The sequence below is a fragment of the Kitasatospora cineracea genome (assembly GCF_003751605.1).
Taxonomy (GTDB): Bacteria; Actinomycetota; Actinomycetes; order Streptomycetales; family Streptomycetaceae; genus Kitasatospora; species Kitasatospora cineracea.
Map to the genome: position 1 here is coordinate 292,952 of NZ_RJVJ01000003.1, position 18,648 is coordinate 311,599.

An 18,648-nucleotide genomic window follows, 5' to 3' on the forward strand; every position below is an offset into this window, starting at 1 on the left:
CGGGGGCGCCCCGCTTCACGGATTCGGGGTGCCAAGGCTCAGTGCGGGCACGGAGAGCATGCGCTGGGCGTTGTCGATCAGCTGGTCGTAGGTGGTGACGGTGATCCTGGTCTGATGGGAGTTGTAGGTTCGCATCGCCTCCGTGACCTGTTCGGGGCTGAAGCGGCGGTCGGGGAACTTCGAGTGTCCGATCACCACCGTCATTGATGCCCGGCGGGTGTCGATCTTCGCTCGCTTGGCGAGGATCGAATGGCGTTCCTCGTCCAGGCTGACCAAGTAGTCCATCGCCTGCCCGATCGCTCTGTGTACTGCGGACCCCAGCGACCGGTGTTCGTCGTCTCCGATGATCAGATGGGGGATCCAGGCCAGTTTGATCTCCACGCCGTGCATGGTTCCGTCGGGGCGCAGCAGTGTGAAGTCGAGCTGGTCCTGGGTGGTGAGGCTGCGTTTCCCGAAGCCGGGGAGGAACTCGCCGCCGAAGATCCAGGTCATCCCTTCGAGGATCTCCTGCAGTTGCCGTTCCTTGGTGTCGGGGTTTTCCACGGCGGCCCGCAACTCGTCCAGGTCGGCCTGCCGTTGGGCGTGCTGCAGGAGGGCGGAGAGCACCCGGGCCTCGTCCATCCGGTTCACCAGCGCGGCCGTCCGCGAATCGCTCTCCACCAGGTTCAGCAGGTGCCGAACGATCCGTTCGACGCCCCTGTCCGAGGTCGTGACGAGTGCCTCCCGGGGGGACGGCACCGCTGGCGCCTCGGCCCCGGGCCCTCCGCGTCGCGGGCCCGCCCCCAGCCCGAGGGTCAGCCGGGGCGCCCCGTCGAACGGGTCGGCGGAGCCGTCGAGCGGCCGGATCCCGCTGACCAGCCGGAGCCGCAGCAACGGCACCGCCTCCTGGACGCGGCGGTGGTAGCGGGTCACGGTGCGGGTGCCGGGCGTCCACGCCTGGATGGCCCGCTCCGGATCGACCGTGAACTCTCCGGCGTAGCGGCAGTCGTTCCCTTGCGTTTCGAACACGCGCAGGGGCACGCCGCGCCTGCGGTGGTCGACCACGGCGCGGTTGCCCGCGGACAGGATGCCCACGGCATCGGCGTTCCCCGGCACCAGCAGGAGGTCCCCGTCCCAGCGCGCGGCCGGATCGTTCCGGCCGACCATCAGGAAGGCGTTCGGGGTGGAACTGCTCACGCTGGCGGTCCGCTGCGGACTGCCGCCGAACGAGGCGTGCAGCTCGGCCCGGAGCATGACGGCACCCGGCTGAATGTCCCACCAGGCAGGCCACTCCGTCGGCGGGGCCGGCAGCAGCGCTTCCTGTTCGAGGCGCTCCCACTGGGACTCGGACAGGGACACCGGGCCGAGGACGGGGCCCTGCGGGGTGTACCGCGCCGTGCTCTGCACCGCGGCCGGTACCGACCCGAGCCCGGAACTCCGCAGCACCTCGGGGGAGAGTGGAGTCGACAGGAAAACCCGGTCGAATTTCACCGACGCCTGATAGGGGAACCGCAGCGCCGGATTCTCCATACTGCGGACGACCTTGCCCAGGCCGACGACACCGCCGCCTTTCCGCGGCCGCCACAGAATGACACCGTCACCCTCGCCGACTGGTTGCGACGCGACGGCCGATCGGAGCGATCCGCCCTGGGACGGCTGATCCATACGGTGCGCAGGCTTGTCGGCCAGGGCCCGCACGAGCCACCGTCGATTCATGGGGGGGTCCTCCTCCGGTCCGTTGGTTTGAGGTGAAATATATCCACCCTGAAGACGAATTCCGTAGGCTGACCGAACCGGGGAATTCGACCGCGCGTACGGAAGATGCCGATGATTTCCGGGTGGTGCCCACCCCGCTTCCGGCGCAGAACGCCCCGGTGAAGATCCGGCCAGCAGAACCCCACCCGGCCCGGGGGCTGTCCGACCCTCCCGCTACCGTCACCCCCGACGAACACCCGGCGGAGACGGACGAGTGACGGTGAACGGCGAGACCCCGCAGCAGCGCACCGCCCGGCGGGCCGTGCTGGACCACCTGCTCGCGCTGATCGCCGGCTCGCCGTGGGCCGAGGCGCTGGTGCTGCGCGGCAGCATGGTGATGCCCGCCTGGGTGGGCCGGGCCGCCCGCGAGCCCGCCGACCTGGACTGGATCGTGCTGCCGTCCCGGCTCGTCCCCGTCGACGAGCTCGACCCGTACCCCTACCTGCCCGACCTGGCGGCCGTCCAGCAGTGGCCCGAGGCCGCGGACGGCGCGGGCGGGTACGAGATCTGGCGGCACGAGGAGTTCGACACCCGCGGCCTGCGGGTCCGCCTCCCGCCCGAGGGCCTCGCCTGGGTGCTGGAGGACGAACCCGAGGACGAGGGGCCGGAGGAGACGCTCCACCGGCTCGTCACCCGCCACCCGCACCCCGCCCCCGGCATCACCCTCCACCCCGACTCCGTCCGCACCACCGGCAGTTGGGCCTACGCGTACGACGACGGCCGGCCCGGCGTACGGGTCGCCCTGCGCTGGACGGCGGAGCGCGTCGGCGACGGCGGGGCCGGTGTCGAGGGCGAGGTCACCGTCGACTTCGCCCGCGACGAGCGGCTGCCCGAACCGCCCGTCCGCACGGCCGTCCCACGCGGCGACGGCACCGGCACGACCACCGTGCGGACCGCGAGCCGGGAACTCTCGCTCGCCTGGAAACTGCTCTGGCTGCACGCCGACGGCGACCGCGCCCGCGCCAAGGACCTGTACGACGCCGTCCTGCTCGCCGAACTCTGCGCCCACACCCTCGACCCGGCCCTGCTGCGCCGCGTCCTCGCTCGCGAGCCCGGCCACCCCGGTCACCCCGGTCACCCGGGCGACCTCGGCGGCCCCGGCACCCTCCGCCCCGCCGTCCCGCCCGCCGACTGGGACGCTCTGCGCGCCGCCCACCCCGGCCTCCACGGCACCGCCGCCGACTGGCTGGCCCGCCTGCGCACCGCCCTCGCCGCCACCGCCGCCGTCGTCTCCGCACCGCACTGACGCCCCGTCAACTTCCGCGCCGAAAAAGGGAAGCGCCCGCACCGCCCCCGGCGTTACGTTGGCCGGATGCGTCTGACCAAGTATGCCCACGCCTGCGTCCGGATCGACTCGCCCGAGGGAGAGCGCTCCGTCCTGATCGACCCGGGGTGCTGGACGGAACCGAAGGCGTTCGACGGCGTCCGGGCGGTGCTCTACACGCACGCGCACGCCGACCACCTCGACCCCGACCTGCTGGCCGCCGCCCGCGCCGCCGACCCGGAGCTGGAGGTGTACACCCACCCCGAACTCGCGGCCGAACTCGCCGCCCACCCCGCCCTGGCCGGCCCCGCGCCCACCGCCGTCCGCCCGGGGGAGTCCTTCGAGGCGGGCGGCTTCGCGGTGCGCGCCGTCGGCGGCCGGCACGCCCGGGTCATCGACGACCACCCGGACTGCGCGAACCTCGGCTACCTGGTCGAGGGCGTCTACCACCCCGGAGACTCCCTGCACGTCCCGCGCGGCCACGACGGCCGGGCCGAGGACGTCCGCGCCCTGCTGCTCCCCGCCTCCGGCCCGTGGCTGAGCCTGCGGGAGGCGATCGAGATGGTCCGCGCCCTCCGCCCGGAACGCGCCTTCCCGATCCACGACGCCAACCTGAGCCCGATCGGCGCCGAGAACTTCGACGGCTGGCTCGAGGGGGAGTCCGCCACCCGCTACGCCCGGATCGCGCTCGGCGAGTCCGCCGTCCTGGACTGAACCGGGGCCCCGGCCCCCGGCCCCCCGGCCCCCCGGCCCCCGGCCCCCGGCGGTCCGCGACCGGCCGGAGCCGCCGCGGACCGCCCGCGCTCACTGGCCCATCACGTACCGGACGGTCGGGCCGGTGGTCCAGCCGCCGTCCACCGCGAGCTCGGCGCCGGTGATGTAGGACGCGGCGTCGGAGAGCAGGAAGACGGTGGCCGAGGCGATCTCGGGCGCCTCGCCGACCCGGCCCATCGGGGTGTTGGGGTAGTTGCCCTCACCGCGCTGGATCCCGGTGGACGCCGTCATCGGGGTGTAGGTCATGCCCGGGTGCACGGAGTTCACCCGGATCCGGTCCACGCCCAGCTCCACCGCGCCGATCTTGGTCAGGCCGCGCACCCCCCACTTGGACGCGCCGTAGCCCGCCGTCAGCGCCAGGCCCATCAGGCCGGCCGCCGAGGAGATGTTCACCACCGAGCCGCCGCCGGCCGCCCGCAGCGCGGGGATCACCGTCTTCATGCCGATGAACACACCGGTCAGGTTGATGTCCAGGACCTTGCGGAAGTGCTCCACCGACTCCTCGGCCAGGAAGCTCCCGGTGGAGATGCCCGCGTTGTTCACCAGCCCGTGCACCGCCCCGAACTCGGCCTGCGCGTAGGCGATCACGTCCGCCCAGTCCTGCTCCGAGGTGACGTCGTGGTGCCGGTACCGGGCCCGCTCGCCCAACTCCGCGGCGACGGCCTCGCCGTCCGCGTCCAGGACGTCCGTGATCAGCACGTTCGCCCCCGCCCCGACCGCCTGCCGGGCGGTCTCCGCGCCCAGGCCCCGGGCCCCGCCGGTGATGACGACGGTCTTGCCGGACAGCTCGCTCATGACTTGCTCCTCGGTACTCGCCCTGCGGGGGTACTCGCCCTGCGGGCACGGGCCTCGTGGGCCCTCGTTGTTCCATCGGTACGCCCCCCGCCGGCATCCGGCCCGCGGACACCGGCGGCCCCGCTCCCGTTGCGTCGGCCGGGTGCGGGGTGGAGGGGGATCAGGGGACCGGCGCGGTCAGCAGGCCGGTGCAGACGGCGACGAGGTCGGCGAGGTACGCCCGGTCGTCGCTCAAGGTGGGCTCGCCCTCGGCCAGCTGCCGGGCGCGTTCGGCCAGCGCGGCCCCGATCAGGGTCAGCGCCAGGTCGATCCGCTCCAGCCGGACCGGCTCGGGGGCCAGCGGGACCAGCGGCGTCTCCAGCGCCAGGATCAGCCGCCAGTACAGCGTCCCGGCCAGCCCCGCGTGCGGGCGCCGCTCGCGGATGCCGCTGCGGTGGCTGACCTGGGTGGAGATCCGCAGGCAGTCCCGCCCGCGTTCGGTGCTCAGCTCGGTGGACTCCGCGTCGACCAGCGCCCGGAGCAGCTCGCCCAGCGAACGCCCCTCCGGCTTCGGCAGCCGCTCGGCGAGCGCCTGCTCGGTGCGCCGCTGGCGCTCGGCCATCACCGCGTCCAGCAGCCCCTCGCGCGAACCGAAGTGGTACTGCACCGCGGACGGGTTCGCCTGCCCGGCCCCCCGCACCACCTCGCGCAGCTGCGCGCCGTGCACGCCCCGCGCCGCGAACACCCGTTCGGCGGAACGGATCAGCAGTGCCCGGGTGGAGCCGCTGTCACCGCCGGTCGACTTCGTTGCCATGCCTCCACATTAATGCTCGCCATTATTAATGTCGAGCATCAGGGCAGCTGGCGGGGGCTGCACCCGTCCGGGTACCGCCTGGGAACTGGCTGGGAACCCCGGCGCGCGGCAGGAGGAATCTCCAAGCCGCCCTTGCTAGCTTCGTGACGCATGATCGACTCGTCCCACCTGGCAGCCCGGTCACGCTCCCTGGCGCTCCACCTGCTGTCCCGGCTCAGACTCCGACACCTCGCCTGGCCACTGTTCGCGGTGGCGCTCTGGCGCTACCTGGTGGTGTACGGCCTGCCGTACGCCAACGACGTGGTCTTCCTCTGGCTGATCGCCGCCCTGGTCGCGGCCTCCGTGCACAGCGGCGGCCGCAAGGGCTGGCTGCACGTCCTGCGGGACTGGGTCCCGGTGATGGCCGTGGTCTGGACGTACTCCCTGCTCCGGGGCTACGGCGCGCACACCCCCTGGAAACCGCACTACGCCCCGCAGATCGCCTTCGACAAGGTGCTCGGCTTCGGCGAGACCTGGACCGTCCGCCTGCAGGACTGGCTGTACCACCCCGGCCGGCCGCAGTGGTACGACTACGCCGCCGTCACCGTCTACATGACGCACTTCTTCGCGGTGTTCGTGATCCTCGCCGTGCTGTGGAAGCGCAACCACGCCCGGTTCCGGCACTTCCTCGGCTGCTACCTGGCGATCACCGCGATCGGCTTCGTCACCTACGTGCTCTACCCGGCCGACCCGCCGTGGCTGGCCGCGCTGGAGAACCACATGCCGGCCGTCAGCCGGATAGTGTCCACCGTCCTCGACAGCAGCGGCCTCCACCGGGCCGGCACCGTCTTCGAGAACGGCAGCAAGTTCGCCAACGACGTCGCCGCGATGCCCTCGCTGCACGCCGCCTACCCGATGATGATCGCCCTGGTCTTCTGGCCCCGGGCGAGCCGCGGGCTGCGCGTCCTGCTCGCCGCGTACCCCCTGGCGATGGCCTTCACCCTGGTCTACGGCGCCGAGCACTTCATCATCGACATCCTGGTCGGCTGGGCCTACGCCTGGGCGATGGTCACCCTGGTCAACCGCTTCGTCGCCCGCCGCGCCGCGGCCCGGGTCGCGAAGGAGGCCGCAGCCGTCCCGGCGGCCGCCGAACCGGCCGTCCCGGTCGGCTGAGGACCGGCTCCCTCCCACCCCGCGGGCCCCGGCCCCGGTCCCGGCAAGGTGGTGCCGGAACCGGGGCCCCTTGCGTTCCCGGCGGCAGCCCCCACGGGCCGCCCGGAAACCGATGAACGAATTCCGGGAACTCGCTGGGCGTTCACTGGGAATCGAACGTTCCCGTGTTCGGGCTGGTGGGCCGCCCGAGTGAACCTGACGGCCCGTCAGAGACGGTGGTTCCGGGGCGATCGGGCGGGAGCGGTGAAGGCTTTGCCAATCCGTGGCGGAGTCTTGTTCCGCACCCCGGTAGCGTCGTGCGGAACCCAGCAGGAGGACCCACCATGGCCGCACCCCACGCCCCGTCAGCGCCCGGCGCGCGCCCCCGACCCGCCGGCCGGCCGACGGCCCGATGATCTCCGGCCACCTCGCCGCACCCGCCCTCTGGGCGGTCCTCACCCCGCTCGGCGTCCTGCTCTCCGGTGTCGGCCTGGCCTCCACCATCCGGATCCGCCCGGGCACCGACCGCCCCCGCGACCACCTGCTCGGCCCGCTGCTGATCGCCACCGGCATCCTGATCGCCGGCTTCGGCCTCTGGATGCTCTGACCCCGGCCCCGATCCGGCCTGGCCCCGCGCGGACTCAGCGGCCACCGGCCGCACTGCCCCCGCCGCGGACCCTGGACTCGACGTGCCCGACGCGCTCGACGTGCCCGACGAACTCGGCACCGACGTTGCTCCAGTCGAACTCGGCCCGCCACGCCGTCCGCCCCTGCGACCAGCCGACCAGCGCGTTCACCACCTTCGGGAGCGAGACCGTCAGGGTCCGGTAGTGCTCGGCGGGCACCCCGTCGCGGTACTCCAACTGGTAGACGCCGTTCTCCTGGAGCCGCACCTGCGCGTACCAGTCACCCTCCGGCTCGTCCGCACCGAACCGCTCGACGACCAGGTGGGAGTCCCCGCGCTGCATGTTCGCCACCAGCCGGCTCAGGGCCGCCGGCCCCGGGTCGCGCATCGACAGTCCGCGCTCGGTCATCGCGTGAAGCATGCGTGGAGCATGCCGCACCCCACCGACAACACAGCCACCGGGGTACCCGACCGGTTCCACTCCGGCGTACTCCGGTGCACTCCGCAACTACCGCCGGAAGGCCAGGAGTTGACGCCGGGACCGCCACCGGCCCGGCCCTCTCCCGCCCGCGCCGGGGGATCGACCGCCGGACACCCGCCGGGCAGACTGGGCCGGATGGCGACACGACCCACTCCCCGGGAAGACCTCCGCGCGATCCTCTTCGACTCGGGCGGCGTCCTGATGCGCCCGATCGGCGGCCGCTGGAACCCCCGCGCGGACTTCGAACCGACCGTCCTGGCCCACGCACCCGCCACCACCCCCGAACGGTTCGCGGCCGCCGTCGCCGCGGGCGACCGCTTCCTCGCCGCCACCTCGTCGACCCCGGCGACCGACGACTACCACCGCCTGCTGCTCCACCACCTCGACGTGCCCCCGACCCCGGAACTCCTCGCCGACCTGCGCCGCGAACTCCCAGCGGCCGTCCTCCTGGAGACCTACCCCGACGTCCTGCCCACCCTGGAGGAACTCGCCCGCCGCGGCGTCCGGATGGCCGTGGTCTCCGACGCCTGGCCCAACCTCCCCACCCTGCACGCGGGCCTGGGCATCGACCGCTTCTTCGAGGCGTACGCGATCTCCTCCGTCCTCGGCTGCAACAAACCGGACCCGCGGATGTACCACCACGCCAGCACCGCACTCGGACTCGCCCCGCACCACTGCCTGTTCGTCGACGACGACCCGACCCTGGTCGCCGCCGCCCTCGCCCTCGGCTACACCGGCCGCACCCTCTCCCGCGACACTCCCGCCTCCGCCCCTGCCCCCGCCTCCGCCTCCGCCTCCGCCGGAGTTCCGGCCATCACCTCCCTGGCCGACCTGCTGTCCCTCTTCTGACCCCGACGCGCCCCTGCCCTGCCCACTCGCCGACCACCCGCCCACCCCAGCTCCCTTGGCAGCCGGGCGAGTTGCTCGACCCGAAGCGCCGACAGCCCCGCGACGGGTAGCGCCGTCGACCGGCGCGACAACGGACAGCGGGCGTCAACTACCTTCCCAGGCCGGCGAATCCGACAGCCCGGCGAGCTGTCCGGCCCGAAGCGCAGCCGACTCCGCGACGATGGGTGGGCCGTCGGTCGGTCGCCCGTCCACCCACCCGCCGGCCCGTCCGTCCGTGGCCCCCGTCAACTCCCCATCTGCGCCAGCAACTCCGGCAGCTCCGTGAGCCGCTCGATCCGCAGCACCGACGGCTCCGCGACGGGCGACGGGCCGCCGGTGACGAAGTCGACGCCGCGGTCCAGCCAGACCCCGGTGAGCCCGGCCGCGGCGGCCGCCGTGACGTCGGTGGGGAGCATGTCGCCGACATTGGCGGCCCGTTCGGGGACGGTTCCCATCCGGCGGCAGGCGGCGGCGTAGGCCGCGGGTTTGGCGGCGCCGAGTTCGGTCGGGGTCAGGACGGCTTCGAAGTGCCCCGCGAGCCCGAAGCGGTCCAGCTTGGCCCGCTGCTGCCCGGGGTCCCCGTTGGTGAGCACCGCCAGCCGGGGCCGGCGACCCGGCATCCGTCCGAGGGCCTCCAGGCAGGGCAGCACGTCGGCGTAGCACTGCCAGGACTCATCGAGGGCGGGCAGGTACCGCTCGGCGATCCACCTGTCCAGCGCCGCCGGATCCTCGGACACCGGCTCACCCAGCAGCGGCAGGAAGGCCCGGGTCCGTCGCCGGTGCTGCTCGGTGAACGAGCACTCCCCGTCCAGGTACTCCCACATGTGGCGCGCCTCCAACGCCCACCACTCCGCCGCCAGCTCCGCGACCGACCCCGCCGAGCCCGCCGACCCCGTCGACCCCACCGCCTCCGTCGCGCCCCCGACGATCCCGCCGATCGCGGCGAAGGCCGCCCGGCGGTGATCGACCAGCGTTCCGTCCAGATCGAAGAACACCACATCCACCATGCCGATGATCCTCCCGCGGGGCCGCCCCGCCCCGATACCCCGCCGTACGGGCTCTCGGCCGCGCGCGTACTACAGGGCCGGGTACCCCAGCCCGCCGATGCCCTGCACCGCGACCAGCGCCCCCGGCCGGGCGCCGATCCGCTGCAGCCCGCTGAACGCGCTCAGCCCGGCACGCAACAGCGGCGCCGCCTCGGCGGGCGGCACCTCGGCGGGCGGCACCTCGTCGGGGACGTGCACCAGACCGCTGGTCCGCGCGTAGACGACCTCGGCGTAACCTCTGTCGGCGTAACCGCCGTCGGCGGTGGCGCCGGTCTGCTCCTGGTGCCGGCAGTTCGCGAAGTCGCCGCGCCGGCAGGAGTCGCACTCCCCGCGCTGCCCCGTACCCCCAACGGCCAAAAACAAGCACGCATGCTTGATTTGCCCCCGGGTTGCTGCCAGGCTCGACCCCGACCGGACACGCGCCACCCCCGGCCGCTGCCATCACCAACGGCGGCCGGAAACAGCGGAGTTGGGGAGACATCGTGCTGCGGATCGGCAATGCGTCGGGGTTCTACGGGGACAGGTTCGACGCGTTCCACGAGATGCTGACGGGCGGCCCGCTGGACGTGCTCACAGGGGACTACCTGGCCGAACTGACCATGCTGATCCTGGCCCGCGACCGGCTGCGCGATCCCGCCCGGGGCTACGCGCGGACGTTCCTGCGGCAGGCCGAGCAGTGCCTCGCCGAGGCGCTCGACCGCGGCGTGCGGATCGTGGTGAACGCGGGCGGCCTCAACCCCGCCCGACTCGCCGAGGCGCTCCGCGAACTCGCCGCCCGGCAGGGCCTCCGGGCCAGGATCGGCCACGTCACCGGCGACGAACTCCTGCCCAGGGCCCACGAGTTCGGCTGGACGGGCGAAGACCCGCGCCGCCCGCTGCTGGCCGCGAACGCCTACCTGGGCGCGTTCGGGATCGCCGAGTGCCTGCGCGCGGGAGCGGACGTGGTGGTGACCGGACGGGTCACGGACGCCGCCCTGGTGGTCGGACCGGGCATCGCCCACCACGGCTGGACCCCGGACGACCTGGACGCGCTGGCGGGTGCGGTGGTGGCGGGCCACGTCCTGGAGTGCGGGGCGCAGGCGACCGGCGGGAACTACGCCTTCTTCGCCGAGCACGACGTCGACCACCCGGGCTTCCCGATCGCCGAACTGCACGCCGACGGCAGCAGCGTGATCACCAAGCACCCGGGCACCGGCGGCGCGGTGACCGTGGAGACCGTCACCGCCCAACTCCTCTACGAGACGGGCGGACCGCGCTACCTCGGGCCGGACGTCACCGCCCGCCTGGACACCGTGACGCTCACCGCCCAGGGCACCGACCGGGTCCGGATCGACGGGGTGCGCGGCGAGGCCCCGCCGTCCACCCTCAAGGTCGGGCTGAACCGGCTCGGCGGGTACCGCAACGAGCTGGTGTTCGTCCTCACCGGGTTGGACGTCGACGCCAAATCCGCCCTGGTGCAACGGCAGTTGAACCGCGCCCTGGCCGCCGATCCGCCGGCCGCGCTGCGCTGGACCGAGACCCGCACCCAGCACCCGGACGCCGACACCGAGGAACGCGCCAGCACCCTGCTCCGGCTCACCGCCCGCGACCCGCAGGAGCACAAGGTCGGCCGTGCCCTCACCGCCGCCGCCGTCGAACTCGGCCTGGCCGGCTACCCGGGCTTCCACCTGACCGCCCCGCCCGCCCGGCCCAGCCCCTACGGCGTGTTCGAGTCAAGGGAGTTGGACCAGAAGGCGGTCGACCACACCGCCCACCTGCCCACCGGCACCCCGGTCCCCGTTCCGCCCCCGGCCGCCACCCTCCACCGCCAGCTCCCGCTGCCCGCACCGGAGCTGCCACCACCCCCGGAGCCCGGGCCGACCCGCCGCGCCCCGCTCGGCCTGATCGCCGGAGCCCGCAGCGGCGACAAGGGTGGCGACGCCAACCTCGGCGTCTGGGCCCGCGACGAAGCCGGATGGCGCTGGCTCGCCCACACTCTCACCACCGCCAGACTGCGCGAACTCCTCCCCGAGACAGGTGAGTTGGAGATCGAACGGCACCTGCTCCCGAACCTCCGGGCGGTCAACTTCACCCTCCGCGGCCTGCTCGGCGAAGGCGTCGCCGCCCAGGCCAGGTTCGACCCGCAGGTCAAGGCGCTGGGGGAGTGGCTGCGCTCCCGCCACCTCGACCTCCCCGCCTCGCTCCTCCCGCCGGCCCCACCCCCCGCCCCGCCGCTCCCCACCACCCCGCCCGTCCGGCCCGAGCCCCCGGAGGCCCCGCTGTGACCGTCCTGTCCACCCGGCTCGACCCGGACGCCCCGGAGTACGAGGCCAACCGTGCCGCGATGCTGGCCCGACTCGCCGAACTGGACACCGAACACGCCAAGGCGCTGGCCGGCGGCGGGCCCAAGTACCTGGAACGCCACCGCAGTCGGGGCAAACTCGCGGCCCGCGAACGGATCGAGCTGCTGCTCGACCCCGACTCGCCGTTCCTCGAACTCTCCCCGCTCGCCGCCTGGGGCAGCCCGTACCAGGTCGGCGCGGCCCTGGTCACCGGCATCGGCACGGTGGCCGGCACCGAATGCGTCATCACCGCCAACGACCCCACCGTGCGCGGCGGTTCGTCCAACCCGTGGACGCTGCGCAAGGCCCTGCGGGCCAACGAGATCGCCCTGCGCAACCGGCTCCCGCTGATCAACCTGGTCGAGTCCGGCGGCGCCGACCTGCCCAGCCAGAAGGAGATCTTCATCCCGGGCGGCGCCCTGTTCCGCGACCTGACCAGGCTGTCGGCGGCCGGAATCCCCACCGTGGCCGTGGTGTTCGGCAACTCCACGGCGGGCGGCGCGTACGTGCCCGGGATGTCCGACCACGTGATCATGGTCAAGGAACGGGCCAAGGTGTTCCTCGGCGGCCCCCCGCTGGTGAAGATGGCCACCGGCGAGGAGTCCGACGACGAGTCGCTCGGCGGCGCCGAGATGCACGCCCGCACCTCCGGCCTCGCCGACCACCTCGCCCTCGACGAGCCCGACGCCCTCCGCCTGGCCCGCCGCGTGGTCCACCGCCTGCACTGGCGCAAGTCCGGCCCCGCGCCCACGCGTTGCCCCGAACCACCGAAGTACCCGGAGGACGACCTGCTCGGCATCGTCCCCGGCGACCTCAAGGCCCCCTTCGACCCGCGCGAGGTGATCGCCCGGATCGTCGACGCCTCCGACTTCGACGAGTTCAAACCCCGCTACGGCACCAGCCTCACCACCGGCTGGGCCACCCTGCTCGGCCACCCCGTCGGCATCCTGGCCAACGCCCAGGGCGTGCTGTTCAGCCAGGAGTCCCAGAAGGCCGCCCAGTTCATCCAACTCGCCAACCAGTTGGACCGCCCGCTGCTCTTCCTGCACAACACCACCGGCTACATGGTCGGCCGGGAGTACGAACAGGGCGGCATCATCAAGCACGGCGCCATGATGATCAACGCCGTGGCCAACAGCACCGTCCCCCACCTGTCCGTCCTGATGGGCGCCTCCTACGGCGCCGGCCACTACGGCATGTGCGGCCGCGCCTACGACCCCCGCTTCCTGTTCACCTGGCCGAGTGCCAAATCCGCCGTCATGGGCCCCCAGCAACTCGCCGGCGTCCTCTCCCTGGTCGCCCGCCAATCCGCCGCCGCCAAGGGCCAGCCCTACGACGAGGAAACCGACGCCACCATCCGCGCCGCCGTCGAGCAGCAGATCGAAGCCGAATCCCTCCCGATCTTCCTCTCCGGCCGCCTCTACGACGACGGAGTGATCGACCCCCGCGACACCCGCACCATCCTCGGCCTCTGCCTCTCCGCCATCCACAGCGCCCCGATCGAGGGCGCCCGCGGCTACGGCGTCTTCCGCATGTGACGCCCACTCGCCACCGCTACACCCTCTAACCTCTGCTCGCCTCCTCGCTCCCGGCAGATCCTCTCGCTCTTGTTACACCCTCTAACTCCCGTTAGCCCCTTCTGCCTCCGCCCGCCCTCCTGGCTCCCGCTGCACCCACTAACCCTCGCTAGACCCTCTCGCGCCTGCTATTGGCCCTCGCGTCCACTCGCCCCCTCACGCTCGCCCGTCCCCCTCGCACTTGCTTGCCCCTCTCACCCCGCTCCACCCCGCCCCCACCTCCCTCCCCTCCCTCCCCTCCCGCCGCGAGAAAGCGAACTGACGGATGATCACCTCCCTGCTGGTGGCCAACCGAGGCGAGATCGCCCGCCGGGTCTTCCGCACCTGCCGCACCCTCGGCATCGCCACCGTCGCCGTGTACGCCGACCCCGACGCCGACGCCCGGCACGTCCGGGAGGCCGACACCGCCGTCCGGCTGCCCGGGGCCGCGCCCGCCGACACCTACCTGCGCGCCGACCTGCTGGTCCGCGCGGCGCTCGATGCGGGGGCCGACGCGGTCCACCCGGGATACGGATTCCTGTCCGAGAGCGCCGAGTTCGCGCAGGCGGTGCTCGACGCGGGGCTGCGCTGGATCGGCCCGCCGCCCGCCGCCATCGCCGCGATGGGCTCCAAGACCGCCGCCAAGCGCCTGATGGCCGAGGCGGGCGTCCCCGTCCTCACCGTCGGCCCCGATCCCACCGAGGCCGACCTTCCGCTGCTGGTCAAGGCCGCGTCCGGCGGCGGCGGACGCGGCATGCGGGTGGTGCGCACCCTGGCCGAACTCCCGGCCGCCCTGGCTGCCGCCCGCGCCGAGGCTGCTGCCGCGTTCGGCGACGACGAGGTGTTCTGCGAACCGTACCTGCCCACCGGCCGCCACCTGGAGGTGCAGCTGCTCGCCGACACCCACGGCACCGTGTGGGCCGTCGGCGACCGCGACTGCTCGCTCCAGCGCCGCCACCAGAAGGTGATCGAGGAGGCCCCCGCCCCCGGCCTCACTCCCGAGCTGCGCGAACGCCTGCACGCCGCCGCGGTCGCCGCCGCCCGCGCCGTCGGCTACCAGGGCGCCGGGACGGCCGAGTTCCTGCTCGCCCCCGACGGCCGCCTCGCCTTCCTGGAGATGAACACCCGCCTCCAGGTCGAACACCCCGTCACCGAGTGCGTCACCGGACTCGACCTGGTCGCCCTCCAGCTCGCCGTCGCCGAGGGCGAACACCTCCCGGCCGCCCCGCCCCCCACCCGCGGCTGCGCGATCGAGGCCCGCCTGTACGCCGAGGACCCGGCCCGCGACTGGCAGCCCGCCACCGGCCCACTCCACCTCCTCGAACTCCCCGGTACGGACGTCGAGTTCACCACCGCCCAGGCCCCGTCCGGACTGCGCCTGGACGCCGGAGCCGGGGCCGGCGACAAGGTCACCGTCCACTACGACCCGATGCTCGCCAAAGTCGTCGCCTGGGCCCCCACCCGCACCGCCGCCGCCCGCCGCCTCGCCGACGCCCTCGCCCGCGCCCGCCTGCACGGCCCCACCACCAACCGCGACCTGCTGGTCCGTGCCCTGCGCCACCCCGACTTCCTGGCGGGCCGCGTCCACACCGCCCTGCTCGCCGACCACCACGCCGAACTCACCGCCCCCGACGGCAAATCCGCGCCCCTCGCCGCCCTCGCCGCCGCCCTCACCGACGCCGCCGACCGCCGAGGCCCACTGCGCGAACTCCCCTCCGGCTGGCGCAACCTGCCCTCCCAGCCGCAGGTCAAGCGCTACCGCGCCACCGACGGCACCGAACACGAGGTCCGCTACCTGCTCACCCGCGACGGGCTGCGCGCCGACGACCACCCCGACGTCCAACTCCTGCGCAGCACACCCGAATCCGTCGACCTGGCGGTCGGCCCCCTGCGCCGCCACTACCGGATCGCCCGCCACGGCGACCGGATCTTCGTCGACGCCCCGACCGAGCACCACACCCTGACCGCCGTCGACCGCCACCCCGTCCCCACCGCCCCGCTCGCCCCCGGCACCCTGCTCGCCCCGATGCCCGGCACCGTCGTCCGGCTCGAAGCAGGCCCCGGCGAACGCGTCACCGCGGGCCAAGTCCTGCTCGCCATCGAGGCGATGAAGATGGAACACCGGGTCACCGCCCCCACCGACGGCACCCTCACCGACCTCCCCGCGACCCTCGGCCGCCAGGTCGAGACCGGCACCGTCCTCGCCGTCGTCACCCCCGACCACTGACCCCCGGAACCCCGCCCCTTCTGCGAGTACGAACGCGAAAGCCCGCAGCAGCCCACGAAAGCCGACAGCAGCAGCCCACGACAGACAGGACCCCGCCATGTCCGCACCGCTGACCCCGCTCACCGACACCGAGGACCAGCACGACCTGCGCACGGCCGTCGCCGCCCTCGCCGCCCGCTACGGCCGCGAGTACTTCCAGCGCAAGGCCCGCGCGGGAGAGCCCGTCCGCGAACTCTGGTCGGAAGCCGCCAAGTTGGGCTACCTCGGCGTCAACCTCCCCACCGCGTACGGCGGCGGTGGCGCGGGCATCGGCGAACTCGCGGTGGTCCTGGAGGAGTTGGGGGCGGCCGGCTGCCCGCTGCTGATGCTGATCGTTTCCCCGGCGATCTGCGGCACCGTCATCTCCCGCTTCGGCAACGATCCGCAGAAGCGGCGCTGGCTGCCCGGACTCGCCGACGGCAGCACCGTCATGGCCTTCGGCATCACCGAACCCGACGCCGGCTCCAACTCGCACCGGATCTCCACCGTCGCCCGCCGCGACGGCGACGACTGGCTGCTCACCGGCCGCAAGGTGTTCGTCTCCGGCATCGACCAGGCCGACGCCGTCCTCTTCGTGGCCCGCACCGAGGACGCCCGCACCGGCAAGCTCAAGCCCGCGCTGTTCGTCGTCCCGCGCGAGACCCCGGGCTTCGAGTACCGGCCCATTCCGATGGAACTCACCGCCCCGGAGAAGCAGTTCCAGGTCTTCCTGGACGACGTCCGGCTGCCCGCCGACGCCCTGGTCGGCGACCAGGACTCCGGCCTGCTGCAACTCTTCGCCGGCCTCAACCCCGAACGCATCATGACCGCCGCCTTCACCCTCGGCATCGCCCGCCACGCCCTGGACACCGCCGTCTCCTACGCCCGCACCCGCACCGTCTGGGACCGCCCGATCGGCGCCCACCAGGGCATCGCGCACCCCCTCGCCCAGTGCGCCATCGAGGTCGAACTCGCCCGCCTGATGACCCGCAAGGCCGCCCAGCTCTACGACGCGGGCGACGACCTGGCGGCCGGCGAGGCCGCCAACATGGCCAAGTACGCGGCCGGCGAAGCCTCCTGCCGCGCCGTCGACCAGGCCGTCCAGACCCTCGGCGGCAACGGCCTCACCCAGGAGTACGGCCTGGCCGCACTGATCACCGCCACCCGGGTCGGCCGGGTCGCCCCGGTCAGCCGGGAGATGATCCTCAACTACGTCGCCCAGCACACCCTCGGCCTGCCCCGCTCCTACTGACCGTCCCACCCGCCGCCGGCACGAGCCCCCCGATCCCGCACGGCCTCACATCCGGGACCTCAACACGTCGACCTCGCACCCCGGCGCGTACGGGTCGAAGCCGTGCTCGGCCAGCCAGCGGACCACCAGCAGGCTGCGCAGCGACCACCACGCGCGGATCACGTCCAGGTCGACCTCGGCGCCGTAGCCGGCGAGGAGGTCGGCCAGCCGGTCCTCGTGCCCGAGCGTGAAGGTGGCGAGGTCGTACAGCGCGTCGCCCCGGCCCGCCTCGGACCAGTCGATGATGCCGGTGACCTCGTCGCCCTCCAGGAAGACGTGCGCGATCTGCAGGTCGCCGTGCGTGAACGCCGGGGTCCACGGCCGGAACGCGGCCTCGGCGACCCGGCGGTTGCGGGCGACCAGGTCGGCGGGCAGGACACCGCTCGCCACCAGCAGTTCGCACTCGGCGTCGAGTTCCGCCGCCAACGCGTCGGCACTCCGGCCGGCCCGGCCGAGCCGGGGCGGCAGCGGCGCGTCGTGCAACCGCCGGATGGCGGCGCCCGCCGCGGCCCACGCCGCCGCCGACCCGGTCGACGGCCCGCCCAGGCGCCCGAGCGTCGCCCCGGGGAGCGCGGCCACGGCGAGCACGGGCGGCTTGTGCCACAGCACCTCCGGCGTCGGCACCGGCGCGAGGGACATCGCTTCGACCTCGGCGTCGACGCGCGCCTGATCGGCGTCCACCTTCAGGAACACGCCACCGACGCGCAGGGTCGCACGCTCGGAATGGGCGACGACGACTTCGACCTCATCCATGACCGACCAGTATCCCGAGGACGACCGCCCCCGTCCCCCGAATTTCCCCCGCCACCGTCCCCATCCGCCACCGCCCCTCCCCGCCACTGCCGCCCCCACCCACCGCCTTGAATAAATCGTTTCCGCCCCCCGGAATCTTGATGATAGACAGTCAAGGTGGCTATCGATCTTGACTTCCCGGCCCTGCTGAGCCTGCTCGAAGACCGCTCCACGGCCTTCCGCGAGGCCCTGGTCGCGGCGCCCGGCCTCGACGTCCAGGTCCCGACCTGCCCCGAGTGGACGCTGTACGACCTGGCGCAGCACCTGGGCCAGGGCCAGCGCTTCTGGTCCGCGATCGTGGCCGCGGGCGCCTCCGAGACGCCCCCGCCGCGTCCGACCGAGGCCGCCCCGGCCGACCGGGAGGCCCTGATCGCCTGGTTCGCCGAGTCCAACGCGCAGCTCCTGGCGGCGCTGCGCGAGGCCGGCCCCGAGGCGCCCTGCTGGGGCTGGTGGGAGCTCGCCCAGTCCCCGCGGAACACCACCGGCGCGGTCCGCCGCCGCCTCAACGAGACGGCCGTCCACGCCTACGACGCCCAGCTCGCCGCCGGTGTCGCCGCCGAGCTGCCCCGCGAGGTGGCCCTCGACAGCGCCGAGGAGTTCCTCCTCACCTGCTGCTCCACCACCGTGGCCTGGCCGCACACCCCCGCCGTCCTCGCCTTCCAGGCCACCGACGGCCCCACCTGGCAGCTCACCCTCTCCGCGAACGGCGCCCACGCCACCCGCACCCCGACCGCCCCGGGCGCCGCCACCCCCGGCGCCGCCACCCCGGACGCGACCATCCGCGGCACCGCCGCCGAACTGCTCGCCGTCTTCCACGGCCGCACCCCCATCGAGGCCCTCCACCTGGAGGGCGACGCCGAGCTCTTCCACCAGCTCTACGACTGGGACCCGGAAGCCTGAGCACCCCCCGCC

At 73.6% G+C, this 18,648-nt stretch carries 17 protein-coding genes; 10 read left to right on the top strand and 7 right to left on the bottom strand.

Annotated elements, in window-relative coordinates; genetic code table 11:
• Window positions 1–15 precede the first annotated feature (15 nt).
• Window positions 16–1,695, bottom strand: coding sequence for a Shedu anti-phage system protein SduA domain-containing protein (locus tag EDD39_RS35500; RefSeq protein ID WP_148089588.1), 1,680 nt, complete (start codon window positions 1,693–1,695; stop codon window positions 16–18).
• A gap of 259 nt (window positions 1,696–1,954) precedes the next feature.
• Between EDD39_RS35500 and EDD39_RS35505 the strand changes: the two genes are divergently transcribed.
• Together EDD39_RS35505 and EDD39_RS35510 are read left to right on the top strand one after the other, a co-directional pair.
• Window positions 1,955–2,980: a nucleotidyl transferase AbiEii/AbiGii toxin family protein gene (locus EDD39_RS35505; RefSeq protein ID WP_123564067.1), complete on the top strand. Its 1,026-nt coding sequence runs from the start codon at window positions 1,955–1,957 to the stop codon at window positions 2,978–2,980.
• Between the two features lie 66 nt (window positions 2,981–3,046).
• Window positions 3,047–3,712, top strand: coding sequence for an MBL fold metallo-hydrolase (locus tag EDD39_RS35510; protein ID WP_123563707.1), 666 nt, complete (start codon window positions 3,047–3,049; stop codon window positions 3,710–3,712).
• 90 nt (window positions 3,713–3,802) lie between these two features.
• Here EDD39_RS35510 and EDD39_RS35515 read toward each other — a convergent pair whose 3' ends face one another.
• Both EDD39_RS35515 and EDD39_RS35520 read right to left on the bottom strand, forming a co-directional pair.
• Window positions 3,803–4,567, bottom strand: coding sequence for a glucose 1-dehydrogenase (locus EDD39_RS35515; protein WP_030464345.1), 765 nt, complete (start codon window positions 4,565–4,567; stop codon window positions 3,803–3,805).
• Between the two features lie 160 nt (window positions 4,568–4,727).
• On the bottom strand, window positions 4,728–5,360 hold the full coding sequence (locus EDD39_RS35520) for a TetR/AcrR family transcriptional regulator (protein ID WP_123563708.1): 633 nt from the start codon (window positions 5,358–5,360) through the stop codon (window positions 4,728–4,730).
• A 150-nt stretch (window positions 5,361–5,510) separates the two neighbouring features.
• On the opposite strand from EDD39_RS35520, the gene EDD39_RS35525 reads away from it, so the two are divergent.
• Window positions 5,511–6,512 carry a phosphatase PAP2 family protein gene (locus tag EDD39_RS35525; RefSeq protein ID WP_123563709.1) on the top strand — a complete coding sequence of 334 codons (1,002 nt, stop codon included), beginning with the start codon at window positions 5,511–5,513 and terminating at the stop codon, window positions 6,510–6,512.
• A 391-nt stretch (window positions 6,513–6,903) separates the two neighbouring features.
• On the top strand, window positions 6,904–7,098 hold the full coding sequence (locus tag EDD39_RS35530) for a hypothetical protein (RefSeq protein ID WP_123563710.1): 195 nt from the start codon (window positions 6,904–6,906) through the stop codon (window positions 7,096–7,098).
• Window positions 7,099–7,132: 34 nt separating this feature from the next.
• Here the strand turns inward: EDD39_RS35530 and EDD39_RS40465 are convergent, their stop codons facing one another.
• The gene (locus EDD39_RS40465; protein WP_208765750.1) at window positions 7,133–7,525 is read right to left on the bottom strand and encodes a hypothetical protein; all 393 of its coding nucleotides are present in this window, start codon (window positions 7,523–7,525) and stop codon (window positions 7,133–7,135) included.
• 207 nt (window positions 7,526–7,732) lie between these two features.
• On the opposite strand from EDD39_RS40465, the gene EDD39_RS35540 reads away from it, so the two are divergent.
• Window positions 7,733–8,446 (top strand): HAD family hydrolase, encoded by a 714-nt coding sequence (locus tag EDD39_RS35540; RefSeq protein WP_123563711.1) that lies wholly within the window; start codon window positions 7,733–7,735, stop codon window positions 8,444–8,446.
• Window positions 8,447–8,730: 284 nt separating this feature from the next.
• Here EDD39_RS35540 and EDD39_RS35545 read toward each other — a convergent pair whose 3' ends face one another.
• Both EDD39_RS35545 and EDD39_RS35550 read right to left on the bottom strand, forming a co-directional pair.
• Window positions 8,731–9,492: an HAD family hydrolase gene (locus tag EDD39_RS35545; protein WP_123563712.1), complete on the bottom strand. Its 762-nt coding sequence runs from the start codon at window positions 9,490–9,492 to the stop codon at window positions 8,731–8,733.
• A gap of 69 nt (window positions 9,493–9,561) precedes the next feature.
• Window positions 9,562–9,894, bottom strand: coding sequence for an MDR/zinc-dependent alcohol dehydrogenase-like family protein (locus tag EDD39_RS35550; RefSeq protein ID WP_244257475.1), 333 nt, complete (start codon window positions 9,892–9,894; stop codon window positions 9,562–9,564).
• Window positions 9,895–10,010: 116 nt separating this feature from the next.
• Between EDD39_RS35550 and EDD39_RS35555 the strand changes: the two genes are divergently transcribed.
• The 4 genes from EDD39_RS35555 (at window position 10,011) to EDD39_RS35570 (ending at window position 16,905) form a co-directional block, all read left to right on the top strand.
• A complete protein-coding gene (locus EDD39_RS35555; protein WP_123564069.1) occupies window positions 10,011–11,795 on the top strand; it encodes an acyclic terpene utilization AtuA family protein in 1,785 nt (594 codons plus the stop codon).
• A complete protein-coding gene (locus tag EDD39_RS35560; RefSeq protein WP_123563713.1) occupies window positions 11,792–13,390 on the top strand; it encodes an acyl-CoA carboxylase subunit beta in 1,599 nt (532 codons plus the stop codon). The genes EDD39_RS35555 and EDD39_RS35560 overlap by 4 nt, the downstream gene beginning before the upstream one ends.
• 304 nt (window positions 13,391–13,694) lie before the next feature.
• A complete protein-coding gene (locus EDD39_RS35565; protein ID WP_123563714.1) occupies window positions 13,695–15,635 on the top strand; it encodes an acetyl/propionyl/methylcrotonyl-CoA carboxylase subunit alpha in 1,941 nt (646 codons plus the stop codon).
• 97 nt (window positions 15,636–15,732) lie between these two features.
• Entirely contained in the window at window positions 15,733–16,905 is a 1,173-nt protein-coding gene (locus EDD39_RS35570; protein ID WP_123563715.1) for an acyl-CoA dehydrogenase family protein, read from the top strand.
• Window positions 16,906–16,950: 45 nt separating this feature from the next.
• On the opposite strand, the gene EDD39_RS35575 is transcribed toward EDD39_RS35570, so the two are convergent.
• A complete protein-coding gene (locus EDD39_RS35575) occupies window positions 16,951–17,697 on the bottom strand; it encodes a phosphotransferase family protein (RefSeq protein WP_123563716.1) in 747 nt (248 codons plus the stop codon).
• Window positions 17,698–17,853: 156 nt separating this feature from the next.
• Between EDD39_RS35575 and EDD39_RS35580 the strand changes: the two genes are divergently transcribed.
• The gene (locus EDD39_RS35580; protein ID WP_123563717.1) at window positions 17,854–18,636 is read left to right on the top strand and encodes a maleylpyruvate isomerase family mycothiol-dependent enzyme; all 783 of its coding nucleotides are present in this window, start codon (window positions 17,854–17,856) and stop codon (window positions 18,634–18,636) included.
• The last annotated feature ends 12 nt before the right edge of the window (window positions 18,637–18,648 follow it).